The sequence below is a fragment of the Microcoleus sp. PH2017_12_PCY_D_A genome (genome assembly GCF_020738565.1).
GTDB lineage: Bacteria > Cyanobacteriota > Cyanobacteriia > Cyanobacteriales > Microcoleaceae > Microcoleus.
Map to the genome: position 1 here is coordinate 1 of NZ_JAEQCI010000087.1, position 22,590 is coordinate 22,590.

Genomic DNA, 22,590 nt, shown 5'->3' on the forward strand with positions numbered 1-22,590 from the left:
GAAACCGGGTTTTTTGCGAAAATACTCGCTACACATCGCAAAAACCCCGAAAAACCCGGTTTCTTAGCCCCCACAGCCAACTCAGAAACCGGGTTTTTTACACAATCCTGGGTTGTTACCGACAGATTAGGTAAAAAACCCGGTTTCTTTGGCCTTAATGGGTAATTCCTAGATAAATCCCAACTTCACCTATCAGCCATCTGCTGAACTGTAGCAAGAATTCTCTTCACTGTCTCTGCGTCGGGAGAATGCAAATGCTGCAAAATCTCCAAAGATTGCTGCAAATAATTCAAAGCTTGCTCAAAATCTCCCTGGGATGCTAACAATTGTCCTAACATTGCGAAACTAGCAGTTGTCCCTTGAACATTGCCAATTTTTTCGTAAAGTTCCAGAGATTGTTGATAAAGTGCGATCGCCCTTCAACCACCCTCATTCCCTCACTCCCGTCTCCCGCAACAGAGAATCAGCCCAAACAGCATCGGGTTCAGCAAGTGGCGGCACGGGTTCGGTAGTATAATCGATTCTAAAATCATAGGCGGCGCGATCGTAAACCCCATTTAATAACACTTGTAAATCTACAATTGGTTCCGCATCGCCCGGGCGCAAAGGCAATGGAAATTGAGGAATCATATTGGGTAAATTGAAAAGGTACAAATCTGCCAAAGGCTTTTGATTTGTCCGACTTACCAAAATTCGATAACTTGCCTCAATCTCATTACCAAAAACTAATAGAGGTTGGTAACTTCGCAGCAAGTCAATCTCTACCATCTGAGTGCGACTACCAAACACCTTTTCTCGCTTTTCTTCATACATTTGTCGCCCTTTTCCAGGACGCTTGTTGGCGGGTGATAGCACTTCTATCACTGTCACAACTTCCCTAGTTTCTGTATCTCGCACCTCTAGATAGGCTTCCCTAAATTCGACAGGTACTGGCAGTCTTACTTTCAAAGCTGTCACAGGTGGTGCGGCAACTTCGATATTAGAAGAAGTAGGGTTTGTTTGAATTGGAGAGCGCTGCACGGTGACATCAGGAATCCCCACTAATAGGGAATTTTCCCCGCTAATCTCATAAACTCTTTTTTCAATATCGACGATATATCTTGGCAGCAACTGCGGCACTAATGATTCAAAAATGCTACTAATTAGCAAGTGATGTACTTGGGGCCAAAAGTCAGGACTTTCTAAATAGGGATTCATCCCCGGAAATGGATTAGGCATAATCTTAATTCCCGTTTATTGCATTTTATCAAAAATCTCAAAAGTTCAGACTGTTTCACGGTTGGCGCGGGTGGAGGCGAGAAACCGGGTTTCTGAATTCTGTGAAACGGGCGTCTCGGTAACGGTTTGTAGTGAGGACTTCAGTCCTTCTTAAAAGTTTGTAATAGACATCTCCTAAAAAGATTGTGAAAGTTTTGCCCCACCTGGACAAAAAACTAATTTTGCGAGATGTCTAATAAAGAAGAAGGACTGAAGTCCTCACTACGAACCTATTTTATTGTTACTGTGTTCAAGCAGATACAATATTTAGCTTAAAAATCGCCGTAACTGCTAATAGCAGACTGCAACCTTGCGATCGCCTCATCAACCGAAATCGCCCCCAACTCCCCAGAAGCACGAGTCCGAATATTCAAGCTATTAGCCTCAACCTCCTTAGCACCCACAACACACATCACCGGAATTTTATCCTTCTCAGCATTGCGAATCAACTTACCCAAACGCTCGCTACTCTCAACTTCCGCGCGAATATTCAGCGCCTTCATCTTCGCCTCCACTTCCTTAGCAAACGGCAAAAACTCCTCGCTAACAGGCAACAACCGCACCTGAATCGGCGCTAACCATATCGGGAAATCCCCCGCGTACTGTTCGATCAAAATCCCGATCAAACGCTCCAAAGAACCAAAAGGAGCGCGGTGAATCATCACCGGACGCTGGCGGCTGCCGTCTTCAGAAACGTATTGCAAATCAAAACGTTCTGGCAAATTGTAATCTACCTGAACAGTTCCTAATTGCCATTCTCTATCCAACACATCTTGGAAAATGAAATCGAGTTTCGGGCCGTAAAAAGCCGCTTCGCCAATTCCCTCAAAATAATTCATTCCCAAAGTTTCCACCGCGCGGCGGATGGCACCTTGCGCTTTTTCCCAAGCTTCATCGGAACCGATGTATTTCTCTAAATTTTCCGGATCGCGGAAACTCAAACGCGCCTTAAAATTCTTCAGTTGCAAACTCTTGAATACTGACAGAATTAAATCCACCACATTCAAGAATTCCGCATCCAACTGTTCCGGCGTGACAAACAAGTGGGAATCATCCACCGTAAAGCCGCGCACTCTGGTTAAACCGCCCAATTCTCCCGATTGTTCGTAGCGGTAAACTGTGCCGAATTCTGCTAAGCGCATGGGCAATTCCCGATAGGAACGCAGTTCGCTTTTGTAAATTTGAATGTGAAAAGGGCAGTTCATGGGTTTCATCACAAAACCCTGTTCGTTTGCTGCCGCTTCCTCATCCTCCGCCATCAGCGGAAACATATCTTCTTTGTATTTCTGCCAATGTCCCGAAATTTTGAACAAATCGACTCTGGCGATGTGCGGAGTCACAACTTGCAAATAGCCGCGCTTGATTTGTTCTTGTTTCAAGAAATCTTCTAGAATACTTCTCAAAATAGTGCCTTTGGGCGTCCACAAAGGCAAACCGGGACCCACCGGATCGGCAAAAATAAACAAGCCTAATTCTTTGCCGAGTTTGCGGTGATCTCGCCTTAAGGCTTCTTCTTTGCGGTGTTTGTAGGCTTCCAATTGTTCGGGAGTTTCCCAAGCTGTGCCGTAAATCCGCTGCAATTGAGCTTTGGTTTCGTCGCCGCGCCAGTACGCACCCGCGAGGCTTTCTAGCTCGATCGCCCTTCCATTGATTTCACTGGTATTATCCAAATGGGGCCCAGCGCACAAATCCCACCATTCGTCGCCCAAATGGTAAAGAGTAATTGGTTCGATCAAACCTGCCAAAATTTCTAATTTGTAAGGTTCGTTTATCTCTTTGATTCGGCGTTCCGCTTCTTCGCGGCTGACTTCTTCCCGAGTTACAGGCAATTTGCGGTTGATGATTTTGATCATTTCTTTTTTGATTGCCTTGAGATCCTTTTCAGTAAAAGGTTCCGGGCAATCAAAATCGTAATAGAAACCGTTTTCAATCCAAGGGCCAATTGTTACTTGGGCCTTGGGAAATAATTTCTGTACCGCCATCGCCATAACGTGGGAGGTGGTGTGGCGAATTTTTTTTAGTTGTTCCGACTCACTCGTGCGGGGCAACTCTATCTTAACGGACTCTTCTGGAGCGTTCATGGATTCTGAGCTAGACATCGGCTGAATTTAGCAATTAATTTCGTTGCAGTTGCTTCTATCTTACTCAGATTGGGACGGCAAGCGCCGACTTCCGGTTGGGGCTATTGGTATCAACTTCAGACTAGAACACTTCAAAAATCTCGCTTTTAGCTAAGTCTAGATCCCCCTCGCATCCCCCTGGTTGTAGGGGGACTTTGATGATCGTTTCCGGTTCCCCCCGACTATACGGGGGGCTAGGGGGGATCTGCTGCTTAATCGTCAGACAGCCGACTGGTAATACGTTTGATGTAATTTGATACCTATGGATGTTCTTGATTTTTGAAACGTTTGCTTTTGTTGTTTTCTGTATAACAGAGCGTTCAGCTATACACGCGCTGTATGAGCCGATATGGGCATAATTTGCGGATTTTGACTCAAAAATCGCTGCTGACACTGTTAAATTTCTTGACACTCACCTGCTAATTTTTGTGAAATTCTTGAATTTTTGTTAAAAGTATGTTACAAATTGTAAAGCGCGTTTAAGGTTAGAATAAATAAATAACCCAATTTTAATCCATGCTTAATTCCAATTTGCCAGAATCAGAATTGCTCAAATCCCTACTGGAACCGCTGTTAGAGGATTTTAAATACTGGTTCGAGCGATCGGCTACTCTCTTAGAAACTGAGGAAATTCATTTTCTGAGCGGCGAAGCTCAATCCGACTTGCTGGCGCGAGTCAAACAGGCTCAGCAAGAATTAGCGGCTGCTAAAGCTCTATTTCAAGCAACCGGAGGGCAAGTTGCAATTGAAACGGCAGCACTCATGCCGTGGCACAGACTGCTCGCCGAATGCTGGCAAGTATCGGCGCGCTTTCGCTCATCGCAGTCCCATTCCCCTGGAAAATAAAGAGGCCTGTTCAAGTTCAACCGGCATTCAAATTCCAAACAAGAGGAAATGTCCAGGCCACTTGAACTCGCTCAAACAGATTTCCAGTTAATAAGTTATTACTTGCTGAAACACTTTTGTAAATTGCTGTGTGGCTATCAGAGCCCGGAGGAGAAAATAATGTTACACCTGCTTTATATTTTAGCTTTCACCGTTCTTGCCTTTTTGGCCGTCGGTAACTTAATCCGCAGTCTAATCACGGTAGGTATGGAGTCCCAGCGCCCCCAACAATTCAGGGCAAATAATCGCTACGGATCCTATCCTCGCTCTCAAGCCGTACCCCATCCCGAACTGTTAGACGAATACGGAAATATTGTCAACGAACCGCTGTTAGTGATGCGTTCGCTGACTGTCCAAGATGCGCGCGAACAATTAGATGCTCTTTACAAATCATCTCCCGGCGGCAGTGACGAAGGCGGCGAATTAGCCTGATTCGATCGCATTCCCAGCATTTATACTTACGGGCGATCGCCCCCTAAAAATAATTGGCCGTTAGTTTCTCGCTAACGCCCAATTTGTAGTTAGTTTTGAGAGATACTTAAAAGGGATCGATCTCAACTGATTTTCGATCGTTCCCGTTTTGTCATCGGCAAAAATGCACGCTTAAGGCTAGATGATCGTTCCTATTTCATTACTGGCAGAACTTCTGCAAGCTTTGCCCCATCTGCGGGCACAAATTTATTTCAAATCTTCCATGACAGCGCTGTCTCACGCGATGGAAGACTTGGTTTTGGCGGGCTCCGACGACGAACCCCTAGTCATTGCCAGCTTTCAGCAAGAGCGCTTCTACCGCCAAGAAGCTCACCGCTATCGACGAATTGCCGATCGATCTTCTCAGGTATACGTGCTGTCATCACCGGAAACTGAGTTTAAAAATTCCTCTGAATGTCACGAAAATGTGGCCTTTGCAGCGGAAGATCCCTTAAGTAAAGAGTGGCACTTAGTGGTGCTGGGGCAACATTACTCAACTTGTCTGATTTGTCAAGAAAAAATTGTGCCGATCGACCACCAGGACGATCGCGGCCCGCTGTTGATGGATCAAGCTCGCCGATTTGAAGGAATTTGGACGTTCGATCGCGAGGTAAGCTGCAAAGCTGCCGAATTGTTGCTCGATAAAATTGTCAAATATCGCCCGGAATTGGCCGAAAAGATCGATCGAGCGCGCACCACTTACAATCTGGGCAAAAAACCTAAAAAAACGCGGAAATCCGCGGCTTCCAAAGCCACAAAACCCGACCGAAGTGCGGTAAAAGACTCAAAAATTCCCAATCCCAAATTGAGCGATGCTTTTGCCGAACGCTTAGTCACCTACTTGCAATCAGGTCAACACGAACTGCTCAAAGCATACAGCGCGATCGCCGCCCAGGAACGCAAAGAACGCCTGATCAACTTAATTACCACCGCCATGCGGCAGTCTCTCAACCCGCAAGAAATTGTCGAAGTCGCAGTCCAAGAATTGGGAACCGCCCTGTCAGCAAGCCGCTGTTTGATTTATCGCTGCAAAGCCGCAGATATTGCCGTCAAAATCGATCGCGAGTTTTTGCGTGCCGGCGCTACTTCTCTACTAAATCAGACTTGGCAGTTGCAGGAAAATCCCATATTTCGGGACGCGGTAGCGCGGCAAGAGCGAGTTTACATCCAAGACACAGCACAACACCCGCAGATTGTCAAGAAAAAATCCCTGGAAGAAATTGTCAAAAATTGGCAGATTATCTCTTGGTTAATGGTGCCGGTGCTTTATCAAGGGCGGGTTTTGGGCATGGTGGAAATGCACCAGTGCCGATCGACTTCGCCTTGGGAAGAAGACGAAATTGCTCTCGTAGAGGCGATCGCCACCCAACTCGGAGCAGCCTTAATTCAAGCCGAAACCTACGCTCACTTAGAAGAACTCAACCAACAATTAGAAGCATTAGACCGCACTCGCAGCAATCTAATTGCCATCACCGGACACGAACTCCGCACACCGCTTTCTACCATTCAAGTGTGTCTAGAAAGTTTGAACTCCGAGCCAGATATGCCCCAAGAATTGCGGCAAATCATGTTAGAAACAGCCCTCAGCGATGCCGATCGAATGCGGAAACTCGTGCAGGATTTCTTAACACTTTCTCACTTAGAAAGCGGGCGAGTTCAATGGAATGTAGAATCGCTGACGTTGCAAGAATGCGTTGATTTGGCCCTCAGCAGCGTGCGATCGCGCGGCGGAGTCGATCGCCAGTTACCACAAATTATCGCCGAAGTCTCCGCAGAATTGCCATTAGTGCAAGCAGACGGCGAGTGGTTGGTGGAGGTGCTCTCCAAACTCCTAGACAACGCCTGCAAATTCACCACACCGCAGGGAAGCGTGACTGTGCGCGCTGTCTTCAACGGTTCTCGGATGGTGGAAGTGCTTGTAGCCGATACAGGGCGGGGAATAGAGGCGAATAGTTTGAAAGTAGTGTTCGATCGATTTTATCAAGAAGAAGGAGCATTGCGGCGCAGCGCCGGCGGCACCGGTTTGGGATTAGCAATATGCAAACAAATTGTTGCCGGCTGGGGCGGCAACATTTGGGCAGATTCCCCAGGAAAAGACCTAGGAAGCGAATTTCATTTTACCATTCCGATTGTTTAGAATCAATGGACAAATGTTAACTAATGACTAATCGTATTTTGTCCCAACGATCGACCATAATAAAATAGGTTTGTAGTGAGGACTTTAGTCCGCATCATCATCATCATCATCATCAGAGGACTAAAGTCCTCACTACAAACAGTTTTTATGACGGGTAATTTAAGGAAAATGACCAATAACAAATGACCAATGACTAATGACTCCCTGAAATCGGAAGACTAATCACAAACTCTGTTCCACCTCCTAACGAAGACAAACATTCCAAAGTTCCCCCATGTCTTTCAGTCACTATCTGATGGCAAATAGACAGTCCCAATCCCGTACCTTTACCTTCTACTTTAGTTGTAAAAAATGGCGCAAATATTTTTTTGCTGACTGATTCCGACATTCCCATTCCATTGTCAGCAATCTGAATCACAATCGTGTCTATGATTTCCCGTTCTTGCTGGCCAACACCCAGCGTAGAAATCATAATTATATTAGGATTTTGTTCAATCTCTGCGTAGGTTTTGCCCGCGTTGGATTCTTCCACAGCATCGATCGCATTAGCAATCAAATTCATAAATACTTGATTAATTTGTCCCGGATGGCATTCTAATTTTGGTAACTCACCGTAATGTTTAATAATTTTAATTGCCGGTCTGTTGTGCTTGGCCTTGAGGCGGTGAGACAAAATCATTAAAGTAGTTTCCAGGCCTTCGTGGATGTCAACAGCTCTTTTTTCCTGACTGTCGCTACGGGAATAGTTCCGCAGAGATTGCATAATGTCGCGGATGCGATCGATTCCCATCTTCATGGACGCCGTAGTTTTGGGCAAGTCGGCTAAGAGATATTGTAGATCGATCGATTCAATTTCTTGTTCAATTTCTGCTCCAGGTTCGGGAAACTTTTTTTGATAAAGATTCACCAAGTTAATTAAATCACCAATATATTCTTGAACGTGGTGCAAGTTCCCAGAAATAAAGCCAATAGGATTGTTAACTTCGTGAGCAACTCCAGCTACCAGTTGTCCGAGTTGCGAGATTTTTTCAGTTTGAACTAATTGTGCTTGAGTTTGTTGCAGTTCGATTAATATAGCTTCTAAATTTTCAGCTTTCTCTCTCAGTTGAGCTTCCGATTTTTGTAAAGCTTGTTCCGCTGCTTTGCGCTGGCTGATATCGCGACCAATTGACAAAGCATGGGGTTTCCCTCTGTATTCAAAAAACTTTGCTTTTACCTCAATATCGAATTGTGTACCATCTTTTCGCAGCATCACAGATTCACAATAAAATTCTTGACGCGAGCTGACAGTTCCCATAAACTCCTCGAATAAATGTAGGTACTTTGGGTGCAGAAGTTCAACGGGATTTAACTTCAAAAACTCCTCCACCGAATAACCGTACATTTCGCAGGCTACCGGGTTTACTGCCACCATTTTTGCTGTTTCCAAATCTACTAAGGTAAGCCCGTCGGCTACACTCTCAAAAATACTGCGGTACTCCTCTTCTTTTTGAGCGATTTCGGCTTGAGATTGTTGCAAGTTTTCTAGGGATTCAGCTAACTGGCGGGATTTGTCTTGTTCGCTGGCGTAGGAACGCGCATTTGCAATGGCAATTGCTGCTTGTGCTGTCAACATTTCCAAAAGTGTCAAGCCTTCGGGAGTGAATGCTCCGGCGACCAAATTGTTTTCTAAATAAACTATACCGATCGACTTTCCTTGATAGACAATTGGCGCGCACAAAACTGACTTCGGTTGCTGATGTTGAATGTAGGTATCGAATTGGTAAAGTGTTTCTTGACTTGCATCGTTCAGCAGCAGCGGTTCCTGGGTTCTAGCCACGTAATTGACGATAGAAAGAGGGACTTGGCAGTTATTTTTGACTGGGTGCAATTCTTCAAATATTGCATAATCCTGCGGGTCGCTATCCGACACTTCAACGAATAAGTACCCGGATTGTTCCAAAAGAATGCAGCCGGTTTGGGCGCCTGCATTTTCTAAAATAATATGCAGCAGTTTTTTTAACAATTTTTCTAAGACTATTTCGCTAGAAATAGCCTGAGAGGCTTTGATTACTGTTTTCAAATCAAAAATATTGGCATCAGTGGCGGTACTCGCAGTTGTATTTATTGTGATGCGCTCGTCGCTGATTTTGTTAAACCAATCTGGATGAGATTGTTCTAGTTGATGAACTTTGGCGGTTGCACCCCACTCGATATAGCAAAAGCGGGCATCGTTGAGATAAATTTTGGCGAGATTGGCACGATTTTGTGCTAGGTAAAATCTGGCAGCTAATTCATTGGCTAGGGCAGCATTTTGGATGAAGCCATTTTTGAGGGCGGAGGCGATCGCCCAATCATAATGTTGTGCTGCTGTATGGCTGTCTCCTGACAACTTCGCTATTTCTGCCTGAATTAATGAATATTTGTGCAGATAATTGGCTGGACAGTGTTCTGCCAAATCTCGAAAATTCTCCAGACTAATATTGAGCTGTTTTCGGTAGAGTTTGGACTCGGTATCATTGGCGTTTGTGCAAGCAGCAGCTAGGGCGATCGCGTGATGGAACCGAAAAACCGGGTTGACAAAATGACCGGCACCGCCTTTCAAAAATTCCGCGCCGAAGAGAGCATATTCTAAGGCGCGATCGACATCGCCAAACCAATTAGCCTGGGTGAGTTTGTAAAGATAGATGACAAAAGCAGTGGTAAGATCGGCTGAGGATTTCGCAAATTCTAAAAGCTGGTGTTCGTCGATGAAGGTTTCCGGCTCTAGGTTGGTTTCTGGTGAGCTAGTGAGTTGGGCGATCGCATTTTTGGTCAGCAAGTGATAAGCTAACATATTGCGATCGACCTTTGAGATCGCTGGCATAAATTGATCGGCAATTTCTGTAGCTTTTGCCAAAGATTCGTTCCCAAAAAAGCAGACCCAGAGATAATTAATCGAAGCATATCCCGACCATTGATAAGCACCTGTTTCTAAACCGCTATTGAAAGCTTTGAGCATAAAAGGCTTGCATTCATCGATATATTTCATATAATGTAAAGTTAAAGCCCCCCACATATGAAAAATACAAGTACCTAACTCTTTATTGTCACAGCCTTCGTAGAGATTGAGCGAGAGTTCTCCGGCGGCGCAACCGGCCTTGATTTCGCGATATTTGTTGACCAAAGTAAAGGCGTACAAAGTGTAACCAAAGGCGGAAAATGGTGAATTTCCGTACAGAATGCTCGTTTGTACAAACTTCATCGCGCAGAGATATTGAGCGTTGGGACTGGTAAAATAGGCGATCGGGAAAAGTTCTTTCAAAATCCGGTGAGCGGCCAGTTGTAGCGGATCGGTAAGTTCGGGTAAATCTGCTAATATATCGATCGATCGCCCGATCGTCCTCTTCGTCTCTGCTAATTCTCGGGCTAGAAATTCATCATCCGGGTACGGTTCAATCTCCACCCCCAAAGAATTTAAGGTTTCAATCCCTAACTGATAAGCGGCAGATAAGTCATTCTTCATCCGCAGACAAGTTATTTTCAATTCCGCGATCGCACACTGTTCTAACAAAGTCTGAGTTTGGGGCCAAATCCAATCAAAAATTGCTAAAGCTGCATCATTCTTGCCATTTAAATATTCCGCTTCACCGAGCTCCAAATTTAGCGCGAAACTCAAGGTATAATTATCTTGCCAACTTGAGACAGGCAAACAATCGCAGCCGGCTTGAAAAAAAGTAAGCGCATCTTCAAAAGCCGAAGCAGCTTTAGCAGTTTTACCTGCTTGTAAATTTAATTGCGCTAATTCATAAAGTTCTTCAGAATTAGCAATCAACTCCCGAGCAAAGTTCAAATGATTGACAATATCAAAAATCTGTTCTTGACGTTGGGCTTCATTGCTTCCCTCCAACAACAAACGTCCCAGCTTCCAGTGAACGGATTGTTTTTGCGAGTCAGGAATCATGACATAAGCTGCTTGTTGAACCCGATCGTGCAAGAACTGGTAGCGCACTTGGCAGACTCTTTTACCTAACTTTTCTAATTCCTGCTGCTCAAATACTTGCGGTACTAGATAGGCGCCATCTACAGGCAAAATCAACCCTACTTCTAGCGCTTCCCACAAATATTGTGCTGTTTGAGTCAAAGATTGTTCGCTCACTACTGATAATATATCCAGATTAAATTCGTTGTTTATACAAGCAGCTAATTGTAAAACTGTCTGACTTTTTTCAGACAAATATTGAATCTTATGAACCATTAAATCAACCACATTTTCGGAAATATTCTGCTGTTTAATTTCTTGGGTATCCCATTCCCATTCGGCAAGTTCTATATTAAATATTAGAAAATTTTCTTGAGACAATGACCTCAATAACTGCTTTAAAAAGAAAGGATTACCGTGAGTTTTTTCGAGCAGTAATTGTGCCAAGGATGCGACCTTTCTAGGAGAACAGTTCAAGCTGTCAGAAACTAACCGATTCACATCATAAATTGCTAAGGGTTCCAGGCGAATATTGGCGATGGCAATTCCTGTAGCCCTCATTGCCTCATTTGCCAGCATGAAGGGATGCGTCGGACTTACTTCGCTATTTCGATAAGCAAGAATAAGCAGGAAGTAAGGATTTTCTTCGGTGCAGTTGTTTTGATACAGATTAACGGTTCCAGCATCCATCCACTGACAGTCATCAAGAAAGATTACCAAGGGATGTTCGGCTGTGGCAATTGCTTGGACAAACTTCTTCATCACTCGGTTGAAGCGGTTTTGAGATTCAATAGCACCGAGTTCGGGTACGGGAGGTTGTTCGCCCAAAATTAATTGTAACTCCGGGATAACATCGATCGCAATTCGAGCATTTTTCTGCAAAGCGTCTAGTAGTGTTTGTCGCCATGCTGCTAGCTGAGTTGGGCTTTCCATCAAGATTTGCTGCACGAAGTTGCCCATAGCTTGAGCAAAACAAGCGTAGGGAACATTCCGCTTAAACTGGTCGAATTTACCGGAAATGAAATAGCCGTGCTGCCGCGTTATATCGCGGACAATTTCATGAACTAATGCAGATTTCCCGATGCCGGAATAGCCGCTGACTAGGACAATTTCACCGCTGCCTTTGCAGACGCGATCGAACACTTCTAGTAATTGTGCTATTTGGGTTTCTCGTCCGTAGAGTTTCTGAGGAATTGACAACTGACTCAGGGCATCTAGTTGTCCGGGAATAAAGTTAGAAATTGTCCCTGAATTCTTTATTTGATTTTGGCAGCGTTCTAAATCTGCTAATAATCCTGTGGCAGTTTGATATCTAAGTTCGGCATTTTTTGCCATGAGTTTTGCCACAATTTGGGTCAAAACTATAGGAATTTGTGGGTTGAGTTGTTGCAGGGGAGCGGGTTGTTTGGCTATGTGACAGTGTACCATTTCTAACGGGTCACTGCTGGTAAATGGTAATTGTCCAGTCAGCAATTCGTAAAAGGTGACGCCGAGAGAGTAGAAATCGCTGCGGTAGTCGATGGAACGGTTCATGCGCCCGGTTTGTTCGGGGGACATATATGCCAGGGTTCCTTCTAGGCGATCGGGATTTTTTAAGTCTGTTTGTTCTTTTCTTAACCGCGAAGCGATGCTAAAATCAGCAAGCTTTACTTGCTTTGTTTGGGGATTTATGATGATATTATCCGGTTTGATGTCTTTATGGATGATTTGATTTTGATGCAGGAATACTAAAGCTTTTGCCAAGGATACGGCTATGTTGAAAAAATTGGTAAGGGATAATTGGTAATTCGTGGCACTCGCTACTGGATTGTCGGTTGCGCCCTCGGCTAATTTTGGTTGATTTTTTAGGTGTTCGATCCAAGATTTCAGGGAGATTCCTCCGATATCTTCTAATACTAGCACTAAACAAAAATGATGAATTTCGAGTCGAGAGACTTTGATGACATACTCAGAGTCGATATGTTTTGTGATTTGATATTCGTGTTTTAAACTGGCGCTCTGTTCTATGGTGGGACAGTCGGTGTTTAAGACTTTGAGAATGACTGACTGTTTTTCTGCTGTCGATATGGCCCGATAAATAACTGTGTTAGTTCCTTGGTGAATCAGTTCTTGTAAGTTGTAACCAGAAATTCCTGAAGCTGGCAGCATGGTAGATTTTTCCCAGTTGATTATAAATCAATGCCGAATTAATTAGAAATGGCACATATGGAACCCCGATGAATGGCGGGCGATCGCTCTTTTGCAAAGCAGCAGGTTGGAGCGATGTATCGAACGATCGCACAATTTAAAAATTACTTACGTATTTAGCAGGTGTTTGTTTTAAGAGGTCTAGCGACCGAGAAAGGGCAACTGTTGATTTTTTTATGGCGGAAGTGTTACAGGCTTTAAATGAAATTATACAACATCCCACCGATTGTTGTAAATGACTTTGTTAAATTTTAATAATAAAAGTGAGGTCGTAGATAAATAGCTGGTCGCGGGGAGTTGGGGAAAGCAATTGCAGAATTGGGAGATTCCTGGACAAAACAAAGAATCACAGAAACACTTGGTCTTTAGATTTGCATAATCAATATAATTGTAGCTACACATTGCGTACATTACTGATGGATTTAAGATTGTTTAATTATACAGATTGTGGATATTACTTAGCTAAAAACTATTTTTGTAAGCAGTTAGTGGCGTAGATTAACCATACTTGCGTAAAAACTCGGCTTTTTAAGAAAATATTGGTTCACTTTCTGGAATAAAGTTAAAATTTTTTCACGGCAGAACTCGCCTCCGCTGCCAGATCCCCTCTCACCCCGCGAGATAGCGCTTATACCAATTTCATAAAGTAGCGCTAAATATTACCCCCCCAACCCCCCCGCGATTTCGGGGGGGCTAAGACTTCATCCATAGCATATATGAAAGAAAAATGGTATTACAGGTGATGCGGGCCGGCGGTGTTGGGCATTAGGATCGAAAGTATCAAAGCAGATTCAGGACGGGCTTGCCTCTTAAACCCGGCTTTTAGGCAAAATTGAGGGTTGGGCGGCAGAGCACTACCGGGATATTCCGAGAATTAAGTCGGAAGGCGCACAAGTCTGGAGAGGGAAAAAGTCGATCGAATCTGTTGAGACACGGGCGGGCATCAGTGTTGATTCGTGAAAAGTTAAGGATGCCCATATTTCGCCCGGAAAAACTTTTTTGCCATCAGAATACTCAAACCTAGAGGAAAATCCATATGTCATTTACAACCAAGATGAAATCTACCCAACAAGCTATTGCTAACAAGCCACAATTGCAATTAGGTTCTCAAGGTCAAGCGGTACTGGAACTAGAACAACTGTTAACCAAGTTGCGGGTGTACCGGCAGCCTGCTAAAGGAATTTTTAACCAAGCAGTTGAATTTGCTGTGAAACTGTTTCAGTATCGGGTTTTCTTGTCGCCCGACGGCATTGTCGGGCCGTTGACTTGGCAGGCGCTTTATACTGAAGCTCCTGTGAATATGCCGGTACTTAAATTCGGCAGTTCTGGGGAAGCAGTCACCACTGTTCAGGAAGTTCTGACCATTTCCCAGCACTATCGCGGCTCCATTGACGGTCAATTTGCTACTTTGACGGATGAGGCTGTTCGCGCATTTCAAAAAAGCTTTGGGATGAAGGCCGACGGGATTGTCGATAGACAAACTTGGGCTGCTTTGAGTCAAATTCCGCGCGGCTATGACCCGAATTGGTTCTTGACTTAGGGTTTATACCATTTTCGATTTAAGAGTTTCCCATTGAATATTTGGTCGTAATTGTGCGATCGCGTGTGAGGAATTGGGCAATGTGCGATGCTTCGGGTGCGCGACCAGTACCCGAAGCATTGCGTTTTTTTGAGATATTTTTTCGGGATTAGTGCAGAGAGATTTCTGTTTTATAAATTTGCTATAAATTGCCAATTATCACTTATTAATTACTAATTACCAATTATCAAAAAAGATCGATCGCCAAAAAACTGTTAACTTTCCTTACAATTTCGAGAACAGCGCGCAGTCGGGATGATAGGATGCCGTAAAAATCCTTTGGATATATCTATGGCAGAAGAACTGACTGGACAACCCCCCATCTTCGGCGGCAGCACCGGCGGCTTGCTGACCAAGGCGCTAGTTGAAGAGAAGTATGCTATCACTTGGACTAGCCCCAAGGAACAAGTCTTTGAAATGCCTTCCGGTGGCGCTGCGATTATGCGTCAAGGCGACAACTTGCTGTATCTGCCCCGGAAAGAGCAGTGCATCGCTTTGGGCGGCCAGCAACTGCGGGCTAAATTCAAAATCTCGAACTACAAAATCTACCGCGTATTTCCCGACGGTTCTACTGAGTACCTGCATCCCAAGGATGGCGTGTTCCCTGAGAAGGTGAACGAAGGTCGTGTTGCTAATGGTAGTGTCCCTCGCAATATTGGCAGCAATCCCAATCCGATCAAGGTGAAGTTCACCAGTAAGAAGACCTTCGATCCTTAGGTCATGACTGTATTGCTGAGCATAACATAAGTAATATTGCTTATTTGGGACTCAGTTAAGACGGATCCCCCTAGCCCCCCTTAGGTCGGGGGGGACAGGAGCATTCTCTTTCGTCTCCTTCTTAAGAAAGGGGGGACAAGAGTATTCTCTTTCCTCCCCTTTCTTAAGGGGGATTGAGGGGGATCGGGACTCGGTTATAAAGGAGAATACAAAGGTTTTTAGGGTTAATTGGGTAGGAATGGGGAGGGCTCAGCTATACTGCCAACTTCCAATCTAATTAAAAATTAATCGTTAAAATTCAAATGAATGTCGCAATCAGGCGATCGCAGCCTTATGATATCGATGCTTGCGCTCCCATTAATTATGAAGCTTTTAAAGGTATTTCCGATCGCCATCAATTCCCTCAAACAGATTTTATAACAGTAGAGTTGGCGGCCCAAATCACTCGGTTTTGGCTCGAAAGTCCGTCATATTTTGGCGTTGTAGCCGAGAGTGAGGGTGCGGTTGTCGGCTGCGGTTTTATGGACGAACGCAACCCGATTCGCGGCATCGGGCCCGTCAGTGTCGTAGGCGCAAGCCGGGGCGTAGCCATCGCACTTTTCAAGGCCGCGGCGCGGGGCGGGAAATCATGAAAGCTTTGCTCGATCGGGGAAAAGACGCTCGGGGCATTCGTTTGGTGCAAGAATCTTTCAACATGGCCTCGCTGTCGCTGTACGCTTCTGTTGGTTTCGATGTGAAGGAACCTTTCGCGTTAATGGAGGGGAAGTTTCACAGCCCGCCGCAGTATGGGTTTGAGGTGCGGCCGATGGCAATTGAGGATGTTGGCGAATGTGCGGATTTGTGCGAAAAAGTCTGTGGGTGCGATCGAACTTCCGAGATTGAATACGCCCTAAATAACTATTCTCCCTTGGTGGCTTGCCAGCAAGGTCGGATTGTGGCTTATACTTGTGCGGTGTCCGCTTTGGGTCACAGCGTCGCCGAAACCGAGGCAGATATTGACATAAAGCACCTCATGAAGAGACCCCTGATATCCCCAAGCGATCGCTCTCCAATTTGATTCCTGTCAACTGTCAACTGTCAACTGTCAACTGTCAACTGCTATATATGATATTTCCCGATTTCTCACAATTTTCGGAACTGGCGAAACAAGGCAATTTTGTACCCGTGTATCAAGAATGGGTTGCTGATTTGGATACGCCTGTTTCTGCGTGGTATCGGGTTTGCGCCGGTCAACCTTACAGTTTTCTGCTGGAGTCGGTGGAAGGTGGGGAGAAGCTCGGGCGTTATAGTTTCTTAGGGTGCGATCCGCTGTGGATTTTGGAGGCTAGGGGCGATCGTACCACTCAAGTTTACCGCGACGGTTCCCAAAAAGTATTTACGGGCGATCCGTTTGCCGCTTTAACTGAATGTTTGCAGCCTTACAAACCTGTGAAATTGCCGCAGTTACCGTCGGGAATTGGTGGGTTATTCGGTTTTTGGGGTTACGAGTTAATTAAGTGGATTGAACCGCGAGTTCCGGTGCACCCAGCGGGGGAAAATGATTTGCCGGATGGGTTGTGGATGCAGGTTGATAATTTGTTGATTTTTGACCAGGTGAAACGGAAGATTTGGGCGATCGCCTATGCGGATTTGCGCGAGACTGGCGTTGATTTGGCAAGCGCTTATGGTGCAGCGTGCGATCGAGTTTCTCAGTTAGTAAATAAGCTGAAATCGCCGCTTTCGCAGCAATCTACCCTGATAGAATGGACTCCGCCGAGTTACGGGCAAGATGCCCGTTCCACCAGCGGAAATACAGAATTAGGTTACAGCAGCAATACCACCCGCGACAAGTATTGTGCAAATGTATTGAAAGCCAAGGATTATATCAAGGCCGGAGATATTTTTCAAGTAGTTATTTCCCAGCGCCTGGAGGCTGAATACAGCGGCGATCCTTTTGCACTTTACCGCTCTTTGCGCCTGATCAATCCTTCTCCGTACATGGCTTATTTTAATTTTGGAGATTGGCAGATTATCGGTTCCAGTCCAGAAATTATGGTGAAGGCAGAAAATACGGCTGACGGCAAAAAGATGGCAACTTTGCGGCCGATTGCGGGTACGCGCCGCCGGGGTCAAACTCCAGAACAAGATGATGCTTTGGCGGCAGAATTGCTGCAAGATCCGAAGGAAATTGCGGAACACGTGATGTTAGTAGATTTGGGACGGAACGATTTAGGTAGAGTTTGCCGAAACGGTACTGTCAAAGTAGACGAATTAATGGGAATTGAGCGCTATTCTCACGTGATGCACATCGTCAGCAATGTGATAGGAGAATTGGCCCAAGATAAGACGGCTTGGGATTTGTTGAAAGCTGGTTTTCCAGCGGGTACGGTTAGCGGTGCACCCAAGATTCGGGCGATGGAAATTGTCCACGAGTTGGAGGGTTGCCGCCGGGGCCCGTATTCTGGGGTTTATGGATTTTATGATTTTGAGGGACAGTTGAATAGTGCGATCGCAATTCGGACTATGGTTGTGCGCGATCTCGGAAGTGGCAAACATTCTGTTTCTGTGCAAGCCGGTGCTGGTTTGGTGGCCGATTCTAACCCGGATATGGAGTACGAAGAAACTCTCAATAAAGCCCGGGGAATGTTGGAGGCTATTCGCTGTTTGAAGTAGCGAGTTATAAGGGCTAAAGCATTGGTGTCAACAATCGCCTAAAACCCTTTTGATCTCTCGTTTATAGCCAAGGTCTGATCCCCCCTAGCCCCCCCCTATAGTCGGGGGGGGATTGGAATATCTCAAAGTCCCCCGACTATACGGGGGATTTAGGGGGATCTAGACTCGGCTATAAACTAGAGATACAACTGGTTTCAGTCTTAAGCTGACATCAATGGATATAAAGTCCTGACTACAAACCATTTTTTGCAAGAGGGAACTGTGAATTTTTATATCATTGACGTGTTTGCCGAGTCAAAATATGCTGGCAATCAGCTAGCAGTATTTTGCGGCGCTGGAGTTGCTGAACTCTCCGAAGCCGAAATGCTGCTGATTGCGAAGGAAATCAATTATTCGGAAACGACGTTTATTCGATCGCCCTTCCTCCAAAATAACGGCTACGACGTGCGGATATTCACGCCCAAGAAGGAATTGCCCTTTGCCGGTCATCCGACGCTGGGGACGGCGTTTGTGTTGCAGCAAGAGATAATTGGCGAAAAGGTCGATCGGGTAATTCTCAATTTAGCAGTAGGTCAAATTCCAGTCACCTTTAATTATCGTAACCAATCCGCAGATATATTGTGGATGCGACAAAACCCGCCAACATTCGGTCAAATTTTGCCAGCCGCAACTCTCGCAAGCATCCTAAATTTAGAAGTCGATGAAATTGATGCAAACTTCCCAATTCAAGAAGTTTCTACTGGAGTACCGTTTATAATTGTACCGTTAAAAACCCTCGCCTCGATCAAAAAAGCTCAAGTCAACTTAGACAAATATTTTGAACTGATTAATACTACAGAAGCGAAAGAAATTTTAATCTTCTGTCCCGAAACTTACAATGATATTAATGATTTGAACGTCCGAGTTTTCGCTTATTCCCTAGGAATTCCCGAAGATCCTGCTACGGGGAGTGCCAATGGCTGTTTGGCTGGGTATTTGGTAGAATATAGTTATTGCGGGGAAGCACAGATTGATGTGAGAGTCGAACAGGGTTATGAGATTGGTAGACCTTCGCTGCTGTTGCTGAAAGGTCAAAAAAATCAGGAAGAAATAGAAGTTTTAGTGGGAGGTAAAGTCGTGATGGTGGCGAAAGGAGAATTTGTTTAAAATATTCAAATATAGGTTCGTCTCTAGGTTCGATCGTTCGGACTTTAGTCCTTCTTAATTTTTGCGGACTAAAGTCCGAACGATCGAACCTATTCAGCTAACATGAGGTAGCTCATATTCATTGCTGTGCGTTACTGCCATAGTAAAAGAGTCATCTCTACCAGATACTTTCCAATGCTAGCAACATTTTCGCGCACTTTAAATTTATCCCCTGACGCTTCCGAAGCCCTGCTTTCACTTCCATTAACCAGCTTGCTAGATTCACCGGAATTAGATCGAGTTTTGGGAAGTCTGGATACTGCTTTGCTCAAAGAAACTTTGCCGACTGCTGGGGCTGTATTATCCCAAAAACTCCCAGCTTTTTATGATTGGTTGCAAACTGAACTAGGCCTTCAAAATGTCCCTGACAGTCCCGATTATGCCACAAAATGGGTAGTCGGTTTTCTGAAGAATCAAGAGAGTTTAACTCATTTAGTTGAGATGCACAAATCGATTCCCAGACTTGCATTAGAACGATCGATCCCTCGCTTAGTTAGCGCCTTTGATGAGGTTCAACCCACCGCAGTTAAGGAAGAGTGGGAAAAAGCGATCGCAGCGCTTTGTCTGATACTCGCCGCCGCAGCCCGGGAAAATCAGCCAGCGGGCGCATCGAAGGCTTTGGTAGGAGTTTAGGTAAAGCGGTTTTTTCGGAAAATTTGTAATTGCGCGCGATCGATCTCAACGACTACCGGCTTTTTCTTGTTGAGGACGATCGCATTGTGCCGATTTAACAGCAGCCACTGAGCCAACATTACCACCAAGACTCGCCTTTTGCGAAACTTGCCTTCAAAACGAGCCATTCGGACGATCGCCTCTTCGATTTTATACCACCAGTTTTTCCCTTTTTGGGAAATCACAAAAATCGTTCCCGGTATGTAATCGCCTCCATTTGCCCAGAAAGCATACCTTTCGCCTAAAGTAAAGTAGTGGAAAACATTCTTAGCGGTGCAAGTTTGAGCTAACTTTTCCGCAACGCCCAAAGAATTAAACGTTACAGTCGATCGAATATACTCCGGGTATTTTGCTACTATCTGTTGAGCAACTTTGCCGCCCAAACTTTCTCCGATGACATCCGCCGGATTTCCGCTGCTCCATTGCTGTTTTATCCAATCAACAGCGCCTACAGTCTCCGCCGCTTTTAACTGGCGTTCTAGTTTTGCCACAAATACATCGGGCGTATCTTCCAAAACGCGATCGAAAGGATACCACGAACCGTACCCGCGAATCACGAGCACGGGCGGATTATTTCCAGAAACCGGAAGGCGACTTTCAGCATAAAAACCAGTGCGAAAGTCTTCAAAGACTTTTTCTATGGTATAATTTCCATCAACAACTTGCCCCTCTGCGTGCCGAACATAAATTGACGGATTGCTGGGCTCCTCAGTATCGTGGAGTTGGGGTTTGGCAAACTTTTCGTAGAGGAAATCTAGCAAGTGCCTTCCTGTAGGGCGATCGACAAAATTCAATTTTATTGATCCATACTAAACTAAAACAATCTAAAAAAGTTCGTAGTGAGGACTTTAGTCCGCAATCAGAAGGACTAAAGTCCTCACTACGAACCTCAATTTCGCGCTCAAAAAGGTTTGTAGTGAGGACTTTAGTCCGCAATCAGAAGGACTAAAGTCCTCACTACGAACCTCAATTTCGCGCTCAAAAAGGTTCGTAGTGAGGACTTTAGTCCGCAATCAGAAGGACTAAAGTCCTCACTACGAACCTCGCGTAATCCTTACAAAACTCGCAACGTGCTCGCAATACTATCGACTGCTTCCATCGCGCGAATTTCATCGAGTGCTTGCTGAAAATTACCTTCCCTAACATCGTGAGTCACGACAACAATTTCTGCTAAATCGCCGTGAATTCCAGTTTGCACAATCGACTCCAAACTAACTTGGTGGTTCCCGAAACAAGTACCCAGTTTGCCAATTACCCCCGGAGTATCCCGCGTCAGAAAACGCGCGTAAAACCGAGTCACAAGTTCCTGCATTTCGGCAATTTTGCAGTAGTGTTGGTGAGTGCAACTCAGCAAAGGATGGGGAATCGGCACAGTTTCCGTTTTCAGAATAGCCGCCACATTCAAAATGTCCGATACCACCGCACTAGCTGTGGGCCCAGCCCCCGCACCGCGTCCGTACAGCATCAATTGCCCGATCGCATCTCCTTCGACTAAAATTGCGTTATAAACCCCGTTAACACTCGCCAGCGGATGAGATTTCGGCACAAAAGTAGGATGTACCCGAATCGAGAGGAGTTCCCCTTCTGCATCCCCATTTTGTTCGGAAATTTTGCTAGTTTCTCGAGCAATAGCCAACAATTTGATTGCAAATCCCAGCTTGTGGGCGTAGTCAATATCAGCCGCACTAACTTGTGTGATACCTTCGCAGTGAATATCTGCTAATTTGATGCGTCCGCCAAAAGCTAACGAAGCTAAAATAGCAATTTTATCAGCAGCATCTAATCCATCCACATCTGCTGTGGGGTCAGCTTCAGCATAACCTAATTGCTGAGCGTCCGCGAGCACTTCGGCAAAGTCTGCACCTTCTGTCTGCATCCGCGTCAGGATGTAATTAGTTGTCCCGTTAACAATGCCGGTGACACTTTTGATGCGGTTTGCACCTAAAGATTGCTTGAGGGTTTGAATGACCGGAATGCCGCCGCCGACAGCAGCTTCTAGCATTACGTAAACGCCTTTTTCGTTAGCAGCGTCGAAGATTTCATTACCGTAGCGGGCGATAACTGCTTTGTTGGCGGTGACTACGTGCTTCCCGTGGGCGATCGCTTGCAGAATGAGCGATCGGGCCGGTTCCAATCCGCCAATCAATTCTACTACAATATCAACTTTCGGGTCAGTGGCGATCGCCTTTAGGTCAGTTGTCAGCACATTTTCTGGCAATTGTAAAGACCGAGTTCGAGAAATATCGCGCACTCCCACCCGATAAATTTCCAATTCCTGCAACAGCGGATGGCGCCCATCTGCAGAGAGCAAAATCTCTGCTGTTCCCGCGCCAACCGTACCCAAACCTAGCAAACCAATTTTGAAAGCCACGACTTTGACCCGTTGAAACTCACTTAATCTACAATCATTGTATGATAACCGCGCCTTCACTGAATACCCAGATCCCCGACTTCTCAAAAATATCTGACTCTACATCATATCAGATTCCGTAAATCACTCGTAATAAAAACGGTTCGTAGTGAGGACTTTAGTCCGGATAAATCTTCATTCAGTTGACAGTTGACAGTTGACAGTTGACAGTTGACAGCAACCTCTTCCGGTCAGTCCGAGGATTGGAGTAATGAATCGTCTGCTTTTAATTTCTGCCTAAAACGGAGAGGCTTTCCACCAATTATTTCTGGTAAATCACTCGTAATAAAAACGGTTCGTAGTGAGGACTTTAGTCCGCATAAATCCTAAATTCCTCGTAATAAAAACGGTTCGTAGTGAGGACTTTAGTCCGCATAA

General features: G+C 45.2%; 16 protein-coding genes. 10 read left to right on the forward strand and 6 right to left on the reverse strand.

The features are described from left to right. Window positions 1-185: 185 nt before the first annotated feature. From JGK39_RS23520 to thrS, 3 genes are all read right to left on the reverse strand, one after another. On the reverse strand, window positions 186-413 hold the full coding sequence (locus JGK39_RS23520) for a tetratricopeptide repeat protein (RefSeq protein WP_293258435.1): 228 nt from the start codon (window positions 411-413) through the stop codon (window positions 186-188). Between the two features lie 16 nt (window positions 414-429). Beyond that, window positions 430-1,218: a DUF4058 family protein gene (locus tag JGK39_RS23525; RefSeq protein WP_293258411.1), complete on the reverse strand. Its 789-nt coding sequence runs from the start codon at window positions 1,216-1,218 to the stop codon at window positions 430-432. A gap of 311 nt (window positions 1,219-1,529) precedes the next feature. Then, window positions 1,530-3,356, reverse strand: coding sequence for a threonine--tRNA ligase (gene thrS / locus JGK39_RS23530; RefSeq protein WP_293258413.1), 1,827 nt, complete (start codon window positions 3,354-3,356; stop codon window positions 1,530-1,532). Window positions 3,357-3,893: 537 nt separating this feature from the next. Between thrS and JGK39_RS23535 the strand changes: the two genes are divergently transcribed. The 3 genes from JGK39_RS23535 to JGK39_RS23545 all read left to right on the forward strand — a co-directional run bounded on the left by JGK39_RS23535 (window position 3,894) and on the right by JGK39_RS23545 (window position 6,870). Beyond that, window positions 3,894-4,223: a DUF2605 domain-containing protein gene (locus JGK39_RS23535; RefSeq protein WP_293258415.1), complete on the forward strand. Its 330-nt coding sequence runs from the start codon at window positions 3,894-3,896 to the stop codon at window positions 4,221-4,223. A gap of 159 nt (window positions 4,224-4,382) precedes the next feature. Next, a complete protein-coding gene (locus JGK39_RS23540) occupies window positions 4,383-4,694 on the forward strand; it encodes a DUF2973 domain-containing protein (protein WP_293258417.1) in 312 nt (103 codons plus the stop codon). 181 nt (window positions 4,695-4,875) lie between these two features. Continuing rightward, window positions 4,876-6,870 (forward strand): DICT sensory domain-containing protein, encoded by a 1,995-nt coding sequence (locus JGK39_RS23545; protein WP_293258419.1) that lies wholly within the window; start codon window positions 4,876-4,878, stop codon window positions 6,868-6,870. Window positions 6,871-7,063: 193 nt separating this feature from the next. On the opposite strand, the gene JGK39_RS23550 is transcribed toward JGK39_RS23545, so the two are convergent. Next, window positions 7,064-12,958 (reverse strand): AAA family ATPase, encoded by a 5,895-nt coding sequence (locus JGK39_RS23550; RefSeq protein WP_293297520.1) that lies wholly within the window; start codon window positions 12,956-12,958, stop codon window positions 7,064-7,066. 1,075 nt (window positions 12,959-14,033) lie between these two features. Between JGK39_RS23550 and JGK39_RS23555 the strand changes: the two genes are divergently transcribed. The 7 genes from JGK39_RS23555 (at window position 14,034) to JGK39_RS23585 (ending at window position 19,763) form a co-directional block, all read left to right on the forward strand. Then, window positions 14,034-14,537 carry a peptidoglycan-binding protein gene (locus JGK39_RS23555; protein WP_293258423.1) on the forward strand — a complete coding sequence of 168 codons (504 nt, stop codon included), beginning with the start codon at window positions 14,034-14,036 and terminating at the stop codon, window positions 14,535-14,537. Window positions 14,538-14,867: 330 nt separating this feature from the next. Next, window positions 14,868-15,293 carry a photosystem I reaction center subunit II PsaD gene (locus JGK39_RS23560; RefSeq protein WP_293258437.1) on the forward strand — a complete coding sequence of 142 codons (426 nt, stop codon included), beginning with the start codon at window positions 14,868-14,870 and terminating at the stop codon, window positions 15,291-15,293. Between the two features lie 302 nt (window positions 15,294-15,595). Next, the gene (locus JGK39_RS23565; RefSeq protein ID WP_293258425.1) at window positions 15,596-15,925 is read left to right on the forward strand and encodes a hypothetical protein; all 330 of its coding nucleotides are present in this window, start codon (window positions 15,596-15,598) and stop codon (window positions 15,923-15,925) included. Next, the gene (locus tag JGK39_RS23570; protein WP_293258426.1) at window positions 15,922-16,350 is read left to right on the forward strand and encodes a hypothetical protein; all 429 of its coding nucleotides are present in this window, start codon (window positions 15,922-15,924) and stop codon (window positions 16,348-16,350) included. The genes JGK39_RS23565 and JGK39_RS23570 overlap by 4 nt, the downstream gene beginning before the upstream one ends. A gap of 47 nt (window positions 16,351-16,397) precedes the next feature. Further along, window positions 16,398-17,945 carry an anthranilate synthase component I gene (gene trpE / locus JGK39_RS23575; protein WP_293258427.1) on the forward strand — a complete coding sequence of 516 codons (1,548 nt, stop codon included), beginning with the start codon at window positions 16,398-16,400 and terminating at the stop codon, window positions 17,943-17,945. A 261-nt stretch (window positions 17,946-18,206) separates the two neighbouring features. Beyond that, window positions 18,207-19,091, forward strand: a complete 885-nt coding sequence (locus JGK39_RS23580; RefSeq protein WP_293258428.1) for a PhzF family phenazine biosynthesis protein — start codon at window positions 18,207-18,209, stop codon at window positions 19,089-19,091. Between the two features lie 174 nt (window positions 19,092-19,265). Next, entirely contained in the window at window positions 19,266-19,763 is a 498-nt protein-coding gene (locus JGK39_RS23585) for a hypothetical protein (RefSeq protein WP_293258429.1), read from the forward strand. Here JGK39_RS23585 and JGK39_RS23590 read toward each other — a convergent pair. Then, window positions 19,760-20,596, reverse strand: coding sequence for a hypothetical protein (locus JGK39_RS23590; RefSeq protein WP_293258431.1), 837 nt, complete (start codon window positions 20,594-20,596; stop codon window positions 19,760-19,762). The genes JGK39_RS23585 and JGK39_RS23590 overlap by 4 nt on opposite strands. 260 nt (window positions 20,597-20,856) lie before the next feature. Then, window positions 20,857-22,173 (reverse strand): homoserine dehydrogenase, encoded by a 1,317-nt coding sequence (locus JGK39_RS23595; RefSeq protein WP_293258433.1) that lies wholly within the window; start codon window positions 22,171-22,173, stop codon window positions 20,857-20,859. Window positions 22,174-22,590: the final 417 nt, after the last annotated feature.